Raw genomic sequence first — 17010 nt, forward strand, 5'->3', positions numbered from 1 at the left:
TTTCAAATTTGATTAACTAGGATCTACCAGGAACAGGGGTTGGTCATACTCAACCGGGGTGGCATTGTCTGTTAAGACTTTCACAATGCGGCCAGACACTTCAGACTCAATCTCGTTGAAGAGTTTCATGGCTTCAATGATGCAGATCACCTGTCCTTTTTTGATTTCATCGCCTACGTTCACAAACGCCGGAGACTCTGGGTTGGCTGAACGGTACAGGGTGCCAATCATAGGCGCCTTGATGGTTACGTAGCGGCTGCTGTCATCTGCGGCGGCGGCCGGTGCTGCTGGGGCAGCCGGAGCAGGGGCAGACGCTTGCGGAGCAGCCTGGGCGGCTGGAGCAGGCGCGGCTTGTTGCGCAGGAGCGCCACCCGTTACGTAGCTTACTTTTTGGTTAGGCTCACGTTGTACAGAAATTTTGAATTCCTCTGTTTCAATGTCTACTTTGTTCAGACCAGATTTCGCGATGAAATCAATGAGTTCTTGTAGTTCCTTAGCTTTCATAGGTTTATTTTACTCGTTCGGCGTATGAATAGGTACGCGTGTCTACCTTAATTTTTTCGTCCATGCCAATGAACAAGGGAACGGTGATGGTGGCTCCTGTTTCTACAATGGCTGGTTTGGAGGCGTTGGTGGCCGTGTCTCCCTTGATGCCCGGCTCTGTATACGTAACGGTTAGTTCTACATACGTAGGAAGTTCAGCCGTCAGGGGCGTTTCTGTCTCTGCGTGGAACAAGATAGTAACTTCCTGGCCTTCTTTCATCAAATCTGCGAAAGGCACCAATTTATCATTCAATGTTACCTGCTCAAAGGTGTTGGCGTCCATGAAATTGTAGCCATAATCATCTTTGAAAATGAACTGGTGCGGACGCTGCTCTACGCGGGCAGTGGTCACCTTGATGCCGGCGGTAAAGGTGTTGTCCACTACTTTGCCGGTTTTGATGTTCTTTAACTTGGTACGAACGAAAGCGGGACCCTTGCCTGGTTTCACGTGCTGAAACTCAGAGATGAGCCACAAGTCGCCGTTGAATTCAATGCATAGCCCGTTGCGGAAATCAGCGGTAGTTGCCATAGTAATGCGTTATTTTCAAAAAATGGGAAGCCGAAATGCTTCGTATTTACACAAAAAAAATTCGGCCAAAGATAGCCGAATTTCTTGATTTATATAGGAAAACTGTATAAAAACACTGCGTGATTACTTAGGGTCATACGCCCATTTCAGGTAGATGGCACCCCAGGTAAAGCCGCCACCAAAGGCCGCCAGAATAAGGTTGTCGCCTTTCTTAAGCTGTGGCTCATACTCCCATAGACATAAAGGAATGGTGCCGCTTGTGGTGTTGCCGTATTTCTGGATGTTGAGCATCACTTTCTCAGAGCCCACGCCCATGCGGTTGGCCGTAGCGTCAATGATGCGCTTGTTGGCTTGGTGCGGCACCAACCAGGCCACATCATCTGCGGTGAGGTTGTTGCGTTCCATGACCTCGGCAGATACGTCTGCCATGCCCTTCACGGCAAACTTGAATACCTGCTGTCCTTCCTGGTAGGCGTAATGCTCACGGGCGGCTACGGTCTCCTGCGTGGCTGGTCTGCGGCTACCGCCGGCTTTCATGTGCAGGAACTGGGCACCGGTTCCGTCAGACTTCAATAGGCTGTCCTGAATGCCCAGGCCTTCTGTGTTAGGCTCCAGCATCACGGCGCCGCCGCCATCTCCGAAGATGATGCACGTGGCCCGGTCTGTATAGTCTACAATGGCAGACATTTTATCAGCGCCTACTACTATTATTTTCTTGTATTTGCCCGTCTCTATGAATTGAGAGCCGGTGGCCAACGCAAACAGGAACCCAGAGCAGGCGGCTTGCAGGTCATAGCCAAAGGCATTCACCAAACCCGTCTCTGCGGCAATGATGTTGGCCGTAGCCGGAAACACCATGTCTGGGGTGGTAGTGGCGCAGATGATGAGGTCCACTTCCTCTGGCTTGGTATTGGTTTTCTTGAGAAGGTCCAACACTGCCGGAATGGCAATGGCTGAGGTTCCCTGGTTTTCGCCCTTCAGAATGCGTCTTTCGCTGATACCCGTCCTGCTGACAATCCACTCATCATTGGTGTCTACCATGGTCTCCAACTCTTGGTTGGTCAAGACATAGTCAGGGGCATACCCGCTTACGCCCGTGATTGCAGCGGTTATCTTACTCATAATCTTCTGAAGCTAGAAATGGGAGCGCGCTTATCTGGCGCTGAAACTTTTTTTGAGTCGCTCTGCAATCTTGGCCTCTGCCATTCTGTTGGCCAGGTGCACCATGTTGCAGATTGCGGTAGGGGTGGAGACGCCGTGGCCAATGATGGCATTGCCGTTCACGCCCAGGATAGGACTGCCGCCCACTGCCTCATAATTAAAGCGGTCAAAGAACGGATCAGTGATTTTCTTTTCATGGATGATGTCAAAGATAGACTCAGCCATTTTAAGGATGACGTTACCGGTAAAGCCGTCACAGACAATCACGTCTGCTTTGTCATTGAACAGGTCGCGCCCTTCAATGTTCCCGATAAAGTGGATGTGCTTGTTTTCTTTAAGAAGCTTGTGGGTGGGCTGGGTAAGCATGGTGCCTTTCCCTTCTTCTTCCCCTAGGTTCATGAGGCCTACACGCGGCTTGTCTATGTTAAAGACGTACTGGGCGTACAGAGAACCTATTAAACCGAACTGGTCCAGGATCTCTGGCTTGCAGTCGGCAATGGCGCCTACGTCCAGCATGATGCCGTAGCCGCCAGACAGTTTAGGAATAAAGCTGGCAAGGGCAGGGCGTAAAATCCCTTCCACTTGCTTTACGCTAAATACAGCGCCTACCAGCATGGCCCCGGTGTTCCCGGCGCTGCAGAAGGCGTCTGCTTTTTTGGAGGCGAGCATGCCATACCCCACGGCAATGCTCGAATCCGGTTTTTGTGTCAACGCTTTGGTAGGGTGCTCACCCATCTCAATTACTTGAGAGGCGTGTACTACCTTAATTCTGGAGCCGGTATAACCGTGCTTTTGCAGGAGAGGGTGAATGAGGTCTTCTTGTCCTATAAGGATAATCTGTACCTCGTCTTTCAGTGTCTCAGCGGCTAAAATGGCGCCTTCTACAACAGCTTCGGGGGCAAAGTCGCCGCCCATCGCATCCAGAGCTATTTTCATGTAAAGGGTATTTGCGTAACTATCCTACAAGTAACTAAAATAAAGCCTGAAAAGACAAGCTTTATTAAGCAACAGAGGCGTAATTTTTAATAGCCACTTTACCGTTGTGGTATAAGTCACCGTCCACTACATAGGCTCTGTGGTATTGGTGAACCTCGCCGGTAGTTGGGCAGGTAGCAATAGCCTTTTCAGTAAGCTTGTCGTGCGTTCTTCTCTTATCTCTTCTGGTTTTGGAGATTTTTCGCTTAGGATGTGCCATCTCAGGTATTTATTACAAATTGGTTTAAAAACTTATTTACTTAATCTTTCGCAAGGCTTCAAAACGAGGGTCCACTGGGCCGTCTTCGTCATCGTCGTCTTCTTCCTCTTCTGCTGTGCCAGTGGAGTAGATCAAAAGGCCTTCTGCCTCATCTCCCTCTTCGTCCTCGTCTACCTCCTCCATAAACCGAGGGTGCAGCTTTTTCATGGGTACTGCCAGACCTATGAAATCATAGAGATGCTGGGCAATATTAATGAATTGAGTCTCTGGTACAATCTGCAGTACGTTCTCGTCCATTTCTAAATCTTCTGGACCAAAGCGCACCAATAAAACTCTTTCTATGTCCAGAGGCATGTTGAACTCCTCCAGGCTGCGGTCACAGGTAACGCGTACCTCACCGGTAATGTAGAAAGTGAAATGCAGTAAAAGCTCCGACTTCTTGAGCACTACGCGCGCCTTCAAGCTGCCGCCATGAATCAACTCCTGGCTGAACATCTCAAAGAAACTGTTACCCAATTCAAACTCATACTCATGCGTCTTGTTGCTGAGCTTGGTCAGATGGATATAGTATTTCTTAATCTCCTTCACAGTGCCGACTTTTTTTGCAAGTCGCAAAATTAGCAAGAATATTGGTATAATAAAATACAGGTGCCTTTTTTGCGAGCTTTCCTATTTCTGTTTTTGCCTTGTTTTGCTGAAAACAGACCAAAAACGCTACTAGTTCATTCTATACCAACGGGGTACGGGCTTTTAAGATGTCAATGGCCGTGAAGAGCGCTTCTCTCAAGGAGGTTTCGTCTGCCTTGCCTTGGCCTGCTATGTTATAGGCCGTTCCATGGTCTGGCGAGGTGCGCACCACCGGCAGACCGGCCGTGAAATTGACGCCTCGCTCAAACGCCAGCGTTTTAAAGGGGATTAGGCCTTGGTCATGGTACAGCGCCAGGGTGGCATCAAACTTCTGGTAGCTGCGCGTACCAAAGAAACCGTCTGCCGGAAAAGGCCCGAATACCAGGTTTCCCTTGGCCTTCAACTGTTCAATGACTGGCGAGATAATCTCTGCCTCCTCAGCGCCAAGCAAGCCATTCTCACCGGCGTGTGGGTTCAGACCCAACACGGCAATCTTAGGTTTCTGAATGCCAAAGTCCTTGCGCAGGGAGCTGTCCAGAATAGAAAGTTTCCGGATGAGCAATTCTGGCGTGATCCGGCCGGCTATTTCTTTTACGGGTATGTGACCGGTGGCCGTAGCTACTCTTAGTTTGTCGGCTACCAGGAACATGAGGCTCTCTGGCGCGTCAAAATACTGCGTGAAGAACTCGGTATGCCCCGGAAATTGAAAACCTTCGCCCTGGGTATTGTCTTTGTCAATGGGCGCAGTCACTACGGCTTCAATATGACCAGCCTTTAAATCCTCGGCGGCTTTGAGTAAAGCTGCTCTGGCCAAGGCGCCGGTTTCTGCAGAAGGAGTGCCAGGGGTAAAGGTGATTTCTTCTTCCAGGCAGTTGACCACGTTCACCTTGCGGGGCAATGCCTGGTCACTGGCGGGTATGATCTGGAAGTTGAAATTCTCCAGACCCAGCTGCTTGCGGTAAAAGTTAACCGCGGCCCCCGTGCCGTAAATGATGGGCGTGCAGTGGTGTAATATGCGGTTGTCTGCCAAGGTCTTTAAAACTACCTCGGGGCCAATGCCGGCTATGTCGCCTATGGTAATGCCAATCTTTGCTTTGTATTTAGGATCCATAGATTAGGCTGAGGCCAGAGAAGATAAGAAGTGGTATAACAAGCGCACACTGGTACCGGTGGCATTTTTGCCGCGGTAGCTGTCTGGGCTTAATAAATAGGCGGTGCCGGCAATGTCCAGGTGTACCCAAGGGTAGTTGGTGAAAAACTCCAAAAACTTACCCGCCGAGATGGCTCCGGCTTCGGCGCCGCCAATGTTTTTCAGGTCGGCTATGTCAGATTTTAAATGGTCCTGGTACTCTTCCCAAAGCGGGAATTCTACTAGACGTTCATGGGCTAAATCTCCAGCTAGTTTCAAATCCGTCTTCACCAGGTCATCAGCTGTTCCCATCATCACAATGCCTTCGCGGCCAATGGCTCTTGCGGCAGCACCAGTGAGGGTGGCTATGTCTATTACGAGTGAAGGATTGTATTTCTTAGCGAAGTGTAGGGCATCTGCCAGAATCAGACGGCCTTCGGCGTCTGTGTTCAAGACCTCCACGGTATGGCCGCTGTGCATGGTAATGACATCACCCGGCGCGAATCCTTTGCCACTGATCAGGTTGTCTGTAGCAGGTATCAAACCGATTACATGTAACGGAACTTTGTTTTTAGCCAGGGCAGTGATAGTACCCGCTACGGCCGCCGCACCTGACATGTCTGACTTCATGAAGTCCATGGAGTTAGGCGTAGGCTTCAAGCTCAATCCGCCGGTGTCATACACCACGCCTTTGCCTACCAGTACCACCGGTTGCTCGTTGGTAGCGTTCTCTGGCTTCCATTCTAAAATAGAAAAGGTAGGAGACTCGTCGCTGGCTTGGCTTACGCTTAGCAAACCGCCCATTTTCAAGGATTGAATCTGCACTTCGTCCAAAACTTCCACTTGTACGCCGGTACCTTCCAGCATCTCCTGAATCTGCTCGGTGAGCAATGTGGCGGTCTGTTGGTTGTGCGGGGTGTTAATAAGGTCGCGGGTCTGGTACACAGCGTGCAACAGGTTAGCCGTTTCCTTTATTTGCGTTTCTGTATAGCCTTCACCGGTCACTGTTACCTTTTTCAAGGCAGGAGGAGTGGCTTTTTCGGTTTTATAGGTCAGGAAGGAATAGTTGCTCAGTACCAAGCCTTCGGCTACAAATAGGGCAGCGTCAGTGTTGGTGGCGTCCTGTAAAACCACGTGCTCTACTTTATCTGCGGCCAGGCGCTGTTGCAGGGCGTGACCCGCTTTGCGCCAGGCTTCATTGGTGTCTGTCTGTTTCTTCTTGGCTTCTGTGAAGACCAAATACACCTGGTGCGTATACTTGGTTAGCGTCACCAGATTGCTTTTGAGCTCTAACTGCCGTAGAATAAACGTGCGTTCCTCCTCAGAGAAGAGATCCTGGGGGAGTTGGTCACGGCCTGAAACCAAAACAGCCATGCTGGTTTGCCCGGCTAATGTTGAAGAGTATGTCAGTTCTGTGCGCATAAGATTATGTATCTTTGGCTGCAATATAGCCTTAACAAACGGAAACCGAAAACCAGTGAAGCTCGTCCAGCCCAAGAAACACCTAGGTCAGCATTTTCTAACTGATCTTAAGATAGCGCAAGATATTGTGGAAGCCCTGCGCCTGCCCAATGGTGCCAAGCAGGTGCTGGAGGTAGGCCCCGGCATGGGCGTGCTCACGCAGTTTCTCCTTCAGCATACAGAGTACCAGACCACCATCGTGGACATTGACCGCGAGTCCATTGCCTGGCTCAATGAGCATTTCCCGCAACTGGAAGGCCGCGTTCTTTTAGCCGATTTCCTGAAAACCGACCTAAAAACGCTGTTTGACGGACCTTTCTGCGTGATTGGCAACTTCCCGTACAACATCTCTACGCAGATTCTTTTCAAGGTCCTGGACCATAGAAACCAGGTGCCCGAGGTGGTGGGTATGTTGCAGAAAGAAGTGGCAGAGCGTATTGCGGCTCCGCACGGCTCCAAGACCTACGGCATAATGAGCGTGCTCTTGCAGGCCTTCTATGACATTGAGTACCTGTTCACGGTGCATGAGAACGTGTTCAATCCGCCACCCAAGGTAAAGTCTGCGGTGATTAGATTAACGCGTAACAACATTGAGACCCTGCCCGTGGATGAGAAGCTGTTTGTGAAGGTGGTGAAGGCCAGCTTTGCCACCAGACGTAAAACCCTGAGAAACTGCCTGAAGCCCTTCAACCTGCCCGAGGAGATGACCAAAGAACCTTTGTTTGACAAACGCGCCGAGCAGCTCTCCGTACAGGATTTCATTCAACTGACCCACCAGATACAGCAACATGCAGTCTGAGATTACCCGCGAGTTCATTGACCAGATAGAAGACGCCGTAGAGCGCCGTGACGGGGAGTTCATCCTCTCCAACATGGAAGACATGTACGCGGCAGACATCACCACGGTCCTTTATGAGCTCAACACGGAGCAGAGCAAATATGTGGTAGACCTGCTTCCTTCAGACGTGGGCGCCGAGATTCTCTCTGACCTGGACTCAGACGTGCGTACCAGCTTCCTCAAGAATTTCACCACTGAGGAAATTGCCCGTTACATTGGTCAGATGGATTCTGATGATGCCGTGGATTTGCTCAATGAGCAGCCCGTGCAGCGTAAAGAGGAAATCATTGCCCTCTTAGACGATCAGGAGCAGGTAGCTGACATCATTGACCTCTTGCATTATGACCAGGACTGCGCCGGCGGTCTCATGGCCAAGGAGTTGATTAAGGTCAACATCAATTGGCGGGTAGGGCAGTGCATTGAAGAAATACGGCGCCAGGCCGAGGAAGTGGAGAAAGTCTACGCTATTTACGTGGTGGACGACCGCGACAAACTGGTAGGCAGGTTGGGCATGAAAACGCTCATCCTCACCAGTGACCACACGCCCATCTCCCAGATTTATGACGATGACGTCATTGCCATAGAGTCTTACAAAGACGAGCAGGAGGTAGCCACCGTCATGCAGAAATATGACCTGGACGCCATTCCGGTGGTCAACATCCAAGGCCGTTTATTGGGCCGCATCACCATTGACGACGTCATTGACGTGATTCAGGAGCAGGCCGAGTTGAGCCGCCAGTTGATGACCGGTATCACCGAGAGCATTGAGGAAGACGATAGCGTGTTCAGGTTGTCCAGAGCACGGTTGCCCTGGCTCACCGTAGGAATGGTAGGCGGTTTGCTAGGTGCGCGCTTTATTGGGTTGTTTGAAGGCGACATCGCCATCATACCGGCGCTGGCCATGTTCACGCCATTAATCACTGCCACCGGCGGCAATGTGGGCATTCAGTCCTCGTCCATCATCATTCAGACGCTGGCCAACAAGACGGTCATGTTTGACAACTTCGGCCAACGAATCATAAAGGTATTGTTGGTGGCCATCATTAACGGGTTGGTCATGTCTGGTCTGGTGATGGGGTTCAATTTTCTGTTTAACGTGGAGCTGACCCTATCTGTGGTGGTTGCAGTGGCTTTGTTCAGCGTGGTGTTGCTGGCCTCGTTCATGGGGACGGTCACGCCCATGATCCTGGATCGGTTCGGGGTGAACCCAGCGGTGGCCGCCGGACCCTTCATAACCACTGCCAATGACCTGCTGGGGTTGGGCGTCTATTTTCTGGTGGCCCACATGCTCTATAATTTGTAAGAACTATGTCTACTCCTGCTGCTGCACCCTTCCGCTGTTTAATTATTGACCAGATGCATGAGAGCCTGTTTCCTATGCTGGACGGAATGTTGGTGGAAGTGACCTACGTGCCAGATGTGAAGAAGGACGAGGTGCCAGACTTGTTGCCAGACTATGACATGCTCATGGTGCGCAGCAAACTGCGGGTGACTGAAGCCTTGGTTTCTGCCGCCCCGCGCCTGAAGGTGGTGGCCCGGGCCGGCGCCGGCGTGGACAACATAGACGAGGGCGTCCTGGAACGGCACAACATCACGCTCCTCAACGCCCCTGAAGGGAACCGCGATGCCGTAGGCGAGCATACCCTGGGACTGTTGCTAAGCCTCTTCCGGAAGATTAATTCTGGAGACGCGCAGATTCGGAAAGGACTCTGGCTGCGCGAAGAAAACCGAGGGGAGGAGATAGGCGGCAAGACCATAGGCATCATTGGCTACGGCAACATGGGCAAGGCCTTCGCCAAGCGGTTGGCCGGGTTTGATTGCCAGGTGCTGGCGTATGATCAACAAGCTGTCACCAATCCCCTTTCTTATGTTAAGCTGTGTGTGCTGGAAGAGATTCTGGAGAAGGTAGATGTGCTGAGTTTGCACATTCCCTACACCAAAGAGAACCACGCCTTTGTAAGCCAGAAATTCATAGACAGTTTCCAGAACGCGTTCTGGCTGCTGAATACTGCCCGTGGCGAAGTGGTGGACCATGCCGCCTTAGTGCAAGGGCTCAAAAGCGGCAAGGTGTTGGGCGCCGCCCTGGACGTTCTTGAGAATGAAAAGCTTTCTACGCTCACCTCAGATCAAAAAGACAGGCTGGATGTTTTACTAGAGCACCCCCGTGTAGTGCTTACGCCCCACATTGCCGGCTGGACGCATGAGTCTTACCAGCGCATCAATGAAGTATTGGTGGCTAAACTGCAAACCTATCTTTCCCAGCACCGCAGCTAATTCGTTTTTGGCCTCTTTTCCAGAAAATAACCCAAAAACGAAGAGCTCTGCACTTATTCTTCTGTTTTAAAAGACCGCGTACCCATAACTATTAGTGGAATCTATAAGGTTGGTCCCAACAGAAAAGCGTTTAGTGTGCTTTTAATATAAGTTTCGTTTTTAGGCTGTTTTCCAGGAAATAGGCCAAAAACGGAAAGAATATGGAGTTCTAAATAAGAAGCGCCTCTCTTGCATAAGGGAGGCGCTTCTGTTTTTACCGTTGCGGATTGAAGGTGATGGTGGAGTAGCCAATGATCAGGTCTGTCCTGGACCCCGGCGGACGATAATACACTAGCACATCATACACGTTTTCGGTAGCGAAGTGGCTGCCTTCAAAGTATTGGGCATTTGCCTGTCCGTCGGCATCCTTCACTGCGAAGTAATAGTTATAGTAGCCTTGTTTTAAGAGGGCAGAGGCCGTGTACTGTTTCTTTTCAGCGTCATAGCTCATTTTAAACGGTTCCTGCATTTGCCAGTCGCTTAGGCCGCCAAACACGTACACGGGGCCTGGCGCCGGCTCAGGGGCGTGCAAAGAAAAGAGGACCTGCTGGTAATCTGCGTTTAAGGGCGCATTGCCATACTCCCGGCTCCCAAACAAAAATTTACCATTGGCATCTGGTTGCGTGCTGTAGGCGTCTCTGGCCCTGGACTTACCCGTTTGGGCATACACCCGGTCTGGCGAGGTGGTGACGTCTCTCCGTTCCACGCCCACTCCGCTGAAGCGCTCACTTCTGGTGTCCAGCGCCCTGAATTCACTTAATCCCAGAAAAGCCTGGTCCACGTCAAATAATTGATACTCAAGCCGGCGCTGGGCCTCCTGCACAAACGTAGGACGGCTGAACTGCTTGGCATTGTCCCAGCGGTGGTTCTGGCGCATGACCACCTTCACGTCCTGGCTGGGATTGACCAGCGGATATTGGGCGTAGAAGATGTTAAAGTCTAATTGCTGGCGTTGGTACCGGTCGCCGGCGCCGGGAGTTGCCGTTGGTTTGAGACCTACGTTCACCAGTTCTTCATACACCACAAACCGTCTGCTCAGCAAGAGCCCGCCGCCTTCCTGGGCCACTTCCAGTAGATAATTTCCGCTAATCTTCACTGATGGCACTTGAAAACGATAATGCCAGTACGGTACCTTGGTCGCCGCAGAGGCATTCATATCTCTAATAAAAAACTCATTGAAATCTTGTAGGTACTGCAAAGAAGCCAGCTGCGAGGGTTGCCAATTCACGTCACAATGATGGATCTTTACCACCACCCGGCTACCGTTGGCATTGAGCCGGTCAAACTCCAGAATAAGCGGCGCGCCTTGGTTCAAAGGCACCACTGCCGGGGCCAGGACGTCTGCCGCATTGTAATTCTGCGTGTACAACTGCACAGATTTCACGTCTGGCGCATACACAGCGTCTTCATAGCGGAGTGCGGCGGCAGAACTGCCAGAAACGCCAGAGGCTCCAGAGCTGGTAGATTCTACGGGTACGCAGCTGGTTAAAGAAGTAGTGGCTAGACCTACCAGAAGGGCATATAGCTTACAGGTTTTGGAGAACGTCATGCAAATCAAGTTGGGAAGGAAATGAAGAAGGGCGCTAAGTAAATTTATAAGAGCCTTTTAGTTTTTAGTTTTGCAGATACAGGTAGTGGGTGGGAATGATAAACTGCCGGTCCACCACTAATACTGAAAAGTAGATGCTGGAGTTGATTGGGTTTGAATGTAGCTTGGCCGTCTTCCAGCCTTTCATAGAAGATAACTGGTCATAGACGTAGGTTTCCAGATTGGTGTCGTTTAAGGAGGAATAGACATGGACCTTAGAAAGCTGGTTGTTGGCCAAAAGGTCTACTCCAATAATGAGCCATTGGTCCTTTACCGGCGCCGGATAAGCATTCAACTGTTGCGTGAATGCCGGGTAAAATGACTGTTGTAGATCTTCGTTCTTGTATTGCCACTCCACCACACTCCATCCGGGGCAGTTTAAACTGTTTTCTGTGAGCCTAAGGTTTTCATTGGGCGAAAATTGGGTTATGCCCACGTAAGCTTTGTCTGTGTAGACTTGTCTGTTAGACTTACCTGAAACGAACCTCCCGTTTTCATATACTTCAAAGTCTCCGGAAGAGGCCCCGTCATACCCTAGATACCATTTGCCGTGCATGAGGCCGTTTTTTACTTCGCCAGAGACGGCAAACGGTGAACAGCCCAGGTTAGGGTTGAAGAAGTTTCTGTACGTCCCGTTGCCTGCAATTACTTCGGGCTTGCCATTTTGTGCAAAAGATTCAAGGATGTGAGGGTACCCGTTTACAAAGTCAAGGATTTTCTCTGGCTGTCCGGTTTCATAAAAATAGGCCCACTTTCCGTTCCTGAGGCCAGCTTTGTATTGACCCTGTTCTTTGATGGAGCCATTGGGGTGATAGAAAGTGGCTTCTCCCTCTAGCCTATTCTGGACCATTGAGGCCTTTAGAGAGACGCCGCCGTTCTTATAAAAATCAGTGAAAGTCCCTACAACATTGATAATGTCCCGGTCAATCTTGCCAATTCTGTAATAGTCTGCGCAACTTTTATCTGAGATGGTACCCGTACAATTAAAGTACACTTTGAGGCTGTCTCCTGGCAGGATCTCTAAAAAATTACCTACCGTAAACTGGTTGGGGAGGGGAGCCTGCGCCTTCACTTGAATGCTAAAAACCAGCAACAGCAGCCCAAGGTATTTCTTTCTCATAGTCCTTTTATAATCTCTTAACCAGAATAGGATAGTTGCGGGAGCACCATCACTCAACACAGCAATCCGTTTTTGGCCTGATTTCCTAAAAATAGCCTAAAAACGGAAAAACCTCACCAACATTTACGCCGGTGAGGTTTTCATTGACTATTTGAGTTGGTTTTCTAGGGTGTCTACCTGTTCCATGAGCTGTTCCCAGAGGGTTTGTTCCTTGTCTAGCTGGCCTTTGATTTTGTCAAACTGCTGGGTGGCTTCGTGGAGGGCGTTGGGGTCTGAGTAGGTGCTAGGCAGGGCTAGTTTGTCTTCACAGCCTTTCAGTTTTTTCTCCAGGTCCTGCACCAAGCCTTCTACCTGTTTCAGTTTTTGGTTAGCTTTTTTTAATTCCTGTTCCAGGTTTTGGCGCTGGCTGGGCGTGGCTTGTACTTTGGGCTGGGCTTTGGGAGCAGAGGCTTGTACCTGCACATTGCGTTTAAAGTCACGCTCGCGCTGTTCCTGCCAGTATTCATACTCATGGTAGGTGCCCGGGTATTCCTTGAGCTCATGGTCTTCAATGTACCAGATCTTGTTGGCCACGTTCTCTACGAAGTACCGGTCGTGGGAGATGACCACAAACGTACCTTCATATTGCTGCAGGGCCTGAATGAGGATGTTCACACTCTGCATGTCCAAGTGGTTGGTAGGCTCATCCAGTAGCAGGAAGTTGGCTTCTGAAATCAATGTCTTAGCCAAAGCCACACGGCTTTTCTCGCCTCCAGATAGGACTTTGATTTTCTTGAAAACCGTGTCTCCGGTGAACAGGAAGGAACCCAGAACGCCGCGCAGTTCCATTTCGGTGCGGCGGCTACCGGCCTGTACCATCTCTTGCAGAATCTCGTTTTCTACCGTGAGGCTTTCCAACTGGTGCTGGGCGTAGAAGGCCATAATCACGTTGTGGCCCAGCTGGCGGTCTCCCTGAATGGGTTCATCTCCGGAGATGATGCGCATGAGCGTAGACTTACCTTTACCGTTGGCACCAATGAGGGCAATCTTGTCACCGCGTTCAATGTTCACGCTGGTTTTCTGGAAAATCAGCTTGTCACCGTAGCTCTTGCTCATGTTCTCCAGGCGAAGGATGTTGCGGCCCGGTTGCACTGTGAACTGGAATTTGAAGTTAACCACAGGTGCATCGCCGGCCACGTCTTCAATGCGCTCCATCTTGTCCAGGGCCTTCATGCGGCTCTGGGCCTGCTTGGCCTTGGTGGCCTTGGCCTTGAAACGGGCAATGAACTGCTCGGCTTGTTTTATCTGCTGTTGCTGGTTTTCATAAGCGCCTTTCTGGATTTCGTTTCTGAGCTCTTTCTCTTCCAGGTAGAAGCTGTAGTTACCAGCGTAGACATTCAGTTTCTGGCCAGACACCTCTACGGTCATGTTGGTGGTCTTGTCCAGGAATTCCCTATCATGGGACACAATTACCACGGCTCCCTCATAACCGGCCAGATAGGTTTCCAGCCATTTGATGGAAGGTAAGTCCAAGTGGTTGGTAGGCTCATCCAAAAGCAGGAGCGATGGTTTCTGCAAAAGGATCTTGGCCAGCATCACGCGCATGCGCCAGCCCCCTGAGAAGGTGCGCAGCGGTTGCTGCAATTCCTCGGTGGTGAAGCCCAGACCTTCCAGAATCTCCTCAGCCTTCACTTGTATGTTGTACCCATCCATGGCTTCAAACTGCTCCTGCAGCCTGGCCAGTTGATCAATGTGCTCGTCTTTGTAATCGGTTTCCATGGCATGCAGCACGGCGTCAATCTTGTGCTGCACCTGGATGGCCTCCTCAAACGCCTGCATGGCCACCTTCAAGATGCTCTCATGGGTGTCATAAGACAGCAAATCCTGGTTCAGGAAGCCCAGCGTGGTGTCACGGCTCATCTGGATGCTGCCGCGGTCTGGCTTGTACTCGCCCACCAACAGGCGCAGGAGCGTGGACTTTCCGGTTCCGTTCAAGCCCACCAGGCCAATCTGGTCCTTGGGTTTGATGTGCAGGTTGGCGTCTTCGTACAGGGTGCGGCTCCCGAAATGGAAGTCCAGGTTGTTAATGGAAATCATGGAACTTAGGCGTATGAGCCGCAAAGATACGGAATTTCCGGCTGCCAAATGGGACGCTCTCTTGTATGGGACTTGGCTGAAGAGCTAAGAAACAGCGCAGGGCAGGAAAAATTATTCCTTCAAAAGAGGTGGTGCCTTGGCAAAGAACTCCTACCTTTTCTTTGTTTTTAGCCCATTTCTCAGAAAAGAGGCTAAAAACGGAATAGGGAAGGTTCCAGTGCCGGCCTACCGGAGGTTATTTTTGGCTGAGGCCGCGTGACCACTCTGTAGGCGGAGTACCTGGTAGACAATTAGGGGAATCGTTTTTGGCTTATTTTCACCAAAACAGACTAAAAACGTAAACGAGTAACTATGGTAGCAATTGTTTCTTTGTTGGATGCCGAGCATACGCTCCGGATGAACCATCTGATTTCACTTTTGGAGCAGGAGTTTGGGTTGAAAGGTGTGCAGACTACGCCAGACCCGCACCTTACCTGGTTAACCGCGAGTGACTCCAGCCTACCCTACATCAAAGAGGCCATGCTGCATGCCGCCAGCCTGTGCTGCAAACTTCCCATCAAGACCACGGGGCTGGGTATTTTTCCGGGAGAGAAACCGGTGCTTTACATTCCGGTCATCCGGACGGCGGTCATTAATCATTTCCAGTGCCATCTGTATGAGGCCATTAGACAGATAAGCCCCGAGGTAGGTCATATTTACCAGCCTGACTCCTGGCTGCCGCACTTAACGTTGGCTTTGGCAGACACTACGCCCTTGCTGGTGGGCCAGGCGGTTCAATTCCTGAACACGCTCAGTTTCAACTGGGAAATCAATTTGGACAACCTCTCTCTGCTTACCAAGCACGGCGACAAGTTCCTAAGCGAATGTTCCTTCCCGCTGGAGGAAGCCAAAGAAGAGCCCAGAGTAAAACTGTTCAGCAAGTACTAGGCCTCTTGCCAGGAAGCCGTAATTTCCTTAGCCTTCTCCTGTAAAATTTCCAGCGCAAGATCTAGGGTAGCCTTGTGCGTTCTAAAAGACAGAATAGCGAACCTGATCATGAACTGCCCGTCCAGCAGGGTAGAGGACAAGAACACCCGCCCGTCTTTCTGCACCGCCTGAATCAGTTTTTGGTTAAAGGCATTGGCATCTATGGCAGCTTCTGGCAAATACCTGAAAATAACCACTGACAAGTCTGGCGCTACCGGCACCTCAAACCCTGGCAACCCCTGCAGTTTCTGATAAGTGTATTGGGCCAACAGTAATTTCTCTTCCAAAGCGCTCCGGAAGGCGGCTACGCCGTGCAATTTCAAGGGAAGCCAGATGCGCAATCCCCTGAAATGTTTGCTGAGCTCCGGAGAGACATCAGCGGGAGAGACTTCGCCCGTCACGGAGAGCGTGTCCTGCATGTAACTGGCTTGGTAATGATGGCTCTCTGTCAACTGCTGTGAATTCTTGATGAGCACCGCCCCAGAACCATATGGAATGAACAGGCCCTTGTGCGGATCCATCACTACGGAGTCTGCGCGCTCTATGCCCTTTAATTTCTGCTTTCCGGTAGGCGAAAGCGCAAAGAAACCACCGTACGCCGCATCTACATGGTACCAGAGGCCATGCTGCTGGGCAAGGTCTGCCAGCGCCGCCAGCGGGTCTACGGCGCCCACGTCTGTGGTGCCGGCAGAGGCGATCAGCAGCCAGGGTTTTAAACCCTTTGCCTTGTCTTGTTCAAGCTGCATTTGCAAGGCTTTTGGGTCCATGCGGTACTGGGCGTCCATGGGCACGTGCCGCAACTGGCATTCGCCTAGGCCAGCAATGCGCAGGGCTTTGTCCAGGCAATGGTGGGTATGAGAGGTACAATAGATGACACTGTCTGGAATGATGCGACAGGTAATGTTTTGGGCGTCTCGGGCGGTGACCAAGGCAATTAGACTAGCAATACTTCCGCCAGAGGTCAGGTTACCGGCCGTGTCCTGCGGAAACCCTATTTCCTGGGCCATCCACCTGATGAGCATGTTCTCCATGCGCACCGCCCCCGGTGAGGAGTAGAAGATGCCGGCATACCGGTTGGTTACCGCGGCCAGGTAGTCTCCCAGCCCAGAGTAATACAAACTACCCCCCGGAATGTAGCCCATGTGCCCCCCTGAGGCTGGGTTGATGCCGGGCGTGTCCACCTGCTCCTTTAACAAGCCCAAGGCTTCTTGCACAGGTATGCCTTCTTCCTCAATGGGACTCTGCAACAGGCCTGCTCCTTTGTCTGGCGTGTCTACAAAAACGGGCAGTTGGGGCAGGTCTTCCAGAAAAGCTTGGGCGTACTGCTCCACGGCCTGTTGCACCGGCAAACGGTCTGTAGCGGAGGGTTCCAGAAGAAGAGATTGTTGCTCCAGGTGATGAAGCCGCTGTTCTAAATGCAGAGTGTCCATGGGTGGGTTTTTCAACCCCCAAGATACGCAATGG

Annotated in this window: 16 protein-coding genes; 4 read left to right on the forward strand and 12 right to left on the reverse strand. The window is 51.1% G+C overall.

The features are described from left to right. Positions 1-12: 12 nt before the first annotated feature. From accB to GU926_RS00805, 8 genes are all read right to left on the reverse strand, one after another. Positions 13-504 (reverse strand): acetyl-CoA carboxylase biotin carboxyl carrier protein, encoded by a 492-nt coding sequence (gene accB, locus GU926_RS00770; protein ID WP_160688079.1) that lies wholly within the window; start codon positions 502-504, stop codon positions 13-15. 4 nt (positions 505-508) lie between these two features. Then, positions 509-1072, reverse strand: coding sequence for an elongation factor P (gene efp / locus GU926_RS00775; protein WP_160688081.1), 564 nt, complete (start codon positions 1070-1072; stop codon positions 509-511). 123 nt (positions 1073-1195) lie between these two features. After that, positions 1196-2194 (reverse strand): beta-ketoacyl-ACP synthase III, encoded by a 999-nt coding sequence (locus GU926_RS00780; RefSeq protein WP_160688083.1) that lies wholly within the window; start codon positions 2192-2194, stop codon positions 1196-1198. Positions 2195-2224: 30 nt separating this feature from the next. Further along, positions 2225-3169: a phosphate acyltransferase PlsX gene (gene plsX / locus GU926_RS00785; protein WP_160688085.1), complete on the reverse strand. Its 945-nt coding sequence runs from the start codon at positions 3167-3169 to the stop codon at positions 2225-2227. 64 nt (positions 3170-3233) lie between these two features. Further along, positions 3234-3428 (reverse strand): 50S ribosomal protein L32, encoded by a 195-nt coding sequence (gene rpmF, locus GU926_RS00790; RefSeq protein ID WP_066510210.1) that lies wholly within the window; start codon positions 3426-3428, stop codon positions 3234-3236. A gap of 36 nt (positions 3429-3464) precedes the next feature. Next, a complete protein-coding gene (locus tag GU926_RS00795; protein ID WP_160688086.1) occupies positions 3465-4016 on the reverse strand; it encodes a YceD family protein in 552 nt (183 codons plus the stop codon). 139 nt (positions 4017-4155) lie between these two features. Further along, entirely contained in the window at positions 4156-5166 is a 1011-nt protein-coding gene (pdxA, locus tag GU926_RS00800) for a 4-hydroxythreonine-4-phosphate dehydrogenase PdxA (RefSeq protein WP_160688088.1), read from the reverse strand. A 3-nt stretch (positions 5167-5169) separates the two neighbouring features. After that, the gene (locus GU926_RS00805; protein WP_232058390.1) at positions 5170-6558 is read right to left on the reverse strand and encodes a leucyl aminopeptidase family protein; all 1389 of its coding nucleotides are present in this window, start codon (positions 6556-6558) and stop codon (positions 5170-5172) included. Between the two features lie 103 nt (positions 6559-6661). Here GU926_RS00805 and rsmA point away from each other — a divergent pair, with 103 nt between their 5' ends. The 3 genes from rsmA to GU926_RS00820 are packed head-to-tail and all read left to right on the forward strand — an operon-like array spanning position 6662 to position 9757. Next, positions 6662-7444 (forward strand): 16S rRNA (adenine(1518)-N(6)/adenine(1519)-N(6))-dimethyltransferase RsmA, encoded by a 783-nt coding sequence (gene rsmA, locus GU926_RS00810; RefSeq protein WP_160688091.1) that lies wholly within the window; start codon positions 6662-6664, stop codon positions 7442-7444. Beyond that, positions 7434-8786 (forward strand): magnesium transporter, encoded by a 1353-nt coding sequence (gene mgtE / locus GU926_RS00815; RefSeq protein ID WP_160688092.1) that lies wholly within the window; start codon positions 7434-7436, stop codon positions 8784-8786. The genes rsmA and mgtE overlap by 11 nt, the downstream gene beginning before the upstream one ends. A gap of 5 nt (positions 8787-8791) precedes the next feature. Next, entirely contained in the window at positions 8792-9757 is a 966-nt protein-coding gene (locus tag GU926_RS00820) for an NAD(P)-dependent oxidoreductase (RefSeq protein WP_160688093.1), read from the forward strand. Between the two features lie 253 nt (positions 9758-10010). On the opposite strand, the gene GU926_RS00825 is transcribed toward GU926_RS00820, so the two are convergent. The 3 genes from GU926_RS00825 to abc-f all read right to left on the reverse strand — a co-directional run bounded on the left by GU926_RS00825 (position 10011) and on the right by abc-f (position 14580). After that, on the reverse strand, positions 10011-11345 hold the full coding sequence (locus tag GU926_RS00825; protein ID WP_160688094.1) for a type IX secretion system plug protein: 1335 nt from the start codon (positions 11343-11345) through the stop codon (positions 10011-10013). Between the two features lie 64 nt (positions 11346-11409). Then, positions 11410-12504 carry a toxin-antitoxin system YwqK family antitoxin gene (locus tag GU926_RS00830; protein ID WP_160688095.1) on the reverse strand — a complete coding sequence of 365 codons (1095 nt, stop codon included), beginning with the start codon at positions 12502-12504 and terminating at the stop codon, positions 11410-11412. A gap of 147 nt (positions 12505-12651) precedes the next feature. After that, positions 12652-14580 carry a ribosomal protection-like ABC-F family protein gene (abc-f, locus tag GU926_RS00835; protein WP_160688096.1) on the reverse strand — a complete coding sequence of 643 codons (1929 nt, stop codon included), beginning with the start codon at positions 14578-14580 and terminating at the stop codon, positions 12652-12654. Positions 14581-14931: 351 nt separating this feature from the next. Between abc-f and GU926_RS00840 the strand changes: the two genes are divergently transcribed. Continuing rightward, entirely contained in the window at positions 14932-15507 is a 576-nt protein-coding gene (locus GU926_RS00840; RefSeq protein WP_160688097.1) for a 2'-5' RNA ligase family protein, read from the forward strand. Here GU926_RS00840 and GU926_RS00845 read toward each other — a convergent pair. Next, the gene (locus GU926_RS00845; protein WP_160688098.1) at positions 15504-16976 is read right to left on the reverse strand and encodes a pyridoxal phosphate-dependent decarboxylase family protein; all 1473 of its coding nucleotides are present in this window, start codon (positions 16974-16976) and stop codon (positions 15504-15506) included. The genes GU926_RS00840 and GU926_RS00845 overlap by 4 nt on opposite strands. Positions 16977-17010 lie beyond the last annotated feature (34 nt).

The organism is Nibribacter ruber, assembly GCF_009913235.1.
In the GTDB taxonomy this organism is placed as follows: Bacteria; Bacteroidota; Bacteroidia; order Cytophagales; family Hymenobacteraceae; genus Nibribacter; species Nibribacter ruber.

What these genes read in the sequence shown, in the direction of transcription:
- efp (WP_160688081.1), bottom strand. Translation starts at nt 1,072, where the DNA reads ATGGCAACTACCGCTGATTTCCGCAACGGGCTATGCATTGAATTCAAC.
- GU926_RS00840 (WP_160688097.1), top strand. Translation starts at nt 14,932, where the DNA reads ATGGTAGCAATTGTTTCTTTGTTGGATGCCGAGCATACGCTCCGGATG.
- pdxA (WP_160688088.1), bottom strand. Translation starts at nt 5,166, where the DNA reads ATGGATCCTAAATACAAAGCAAAGATTGGCATTACCATAGGCGACATA.
- plsX (WP_160688085.1), bottom strand. Translation starts at nt 3,169, where the DNA reads ATGAAAATAGCTCTGGATGCGATGGGCGGCGACTTTGCCCCCGAAGCT.
- GU926_RS00830 (WP_160688095.1), bottom strand. Translation starts at nt 12,504, where the DNA reads ATGAGAAAGAAATACCTTGGGCTGCTGTTGCTGGTTTTTAGCATTCAA.
- GU926_RS00820 (WP_160688093.1), top strand. Translation starts at nt 8,792, where the DNA reads ATGTCTACTCCTGCTGCTGCACCCTTCCGCTGTTTAATTATTGACCAG.
- GU926_RS00825 (WP_160688094.1), bottom strand. Translation starts at nt 11,345, where the DNA reads ATGACGTTCTCCAAAACCTGTAAGCTATATGCCCTTCTGGTAGGTCTA.
- rpmF (WP_066510210.1), bottom strand. Translation starts at nt 3,428, where the DNA reads ATGGCACATCCTAAGCGAAAAATCTCCAAAACCAGAAGAGATAAGAGA.
- GU926_RS00845 (WP_160688098.1), bottom strand. Translation starts at nt 16,976, where the DNA reads ATGGACACTCTGCATTTAGAACAGCGGCTTCATCACCTGGAGCAACAA.
- accB (WP_160688079.1), bottom strand. Translation starts at nt 504, where the DNA reads ATGAAAGCTAAGGAACTACAAGAACTCATTGATTTCATCGCGAAATCT.
- GU926_RS00780 (WP_160688083.1), bottom strand. Translation starts at nt 2,194, where the DNA reads ATGAGTAAGATAACCGCTGCAATCACGGGCGTAAGCGGGTATGCCCCT.
- mgtE (WP_160688092.1), top strand. Translation starts at nt 7,434, where the DNA reads ATGCAGTCTGAGATTACCCGCGAGTTCATTGACCAGATAGAAGACGCC.
- GU926_RS00805 (WP_232058390.1), bottom strand. Translation starts at nt 6,558, where the DNA reads ATGGCTGTTTTGGTTTCAGGCCGTGACCAACTCCCCCAGGATCTCTTC.
- abc-f (WP_160688096.1), bottom strand. Translation starts at nt 14,580, where the DNA reads ATGATTTCCATTAACAACCTGGACTTCCATTTCGGGAGCCGCACCCTG.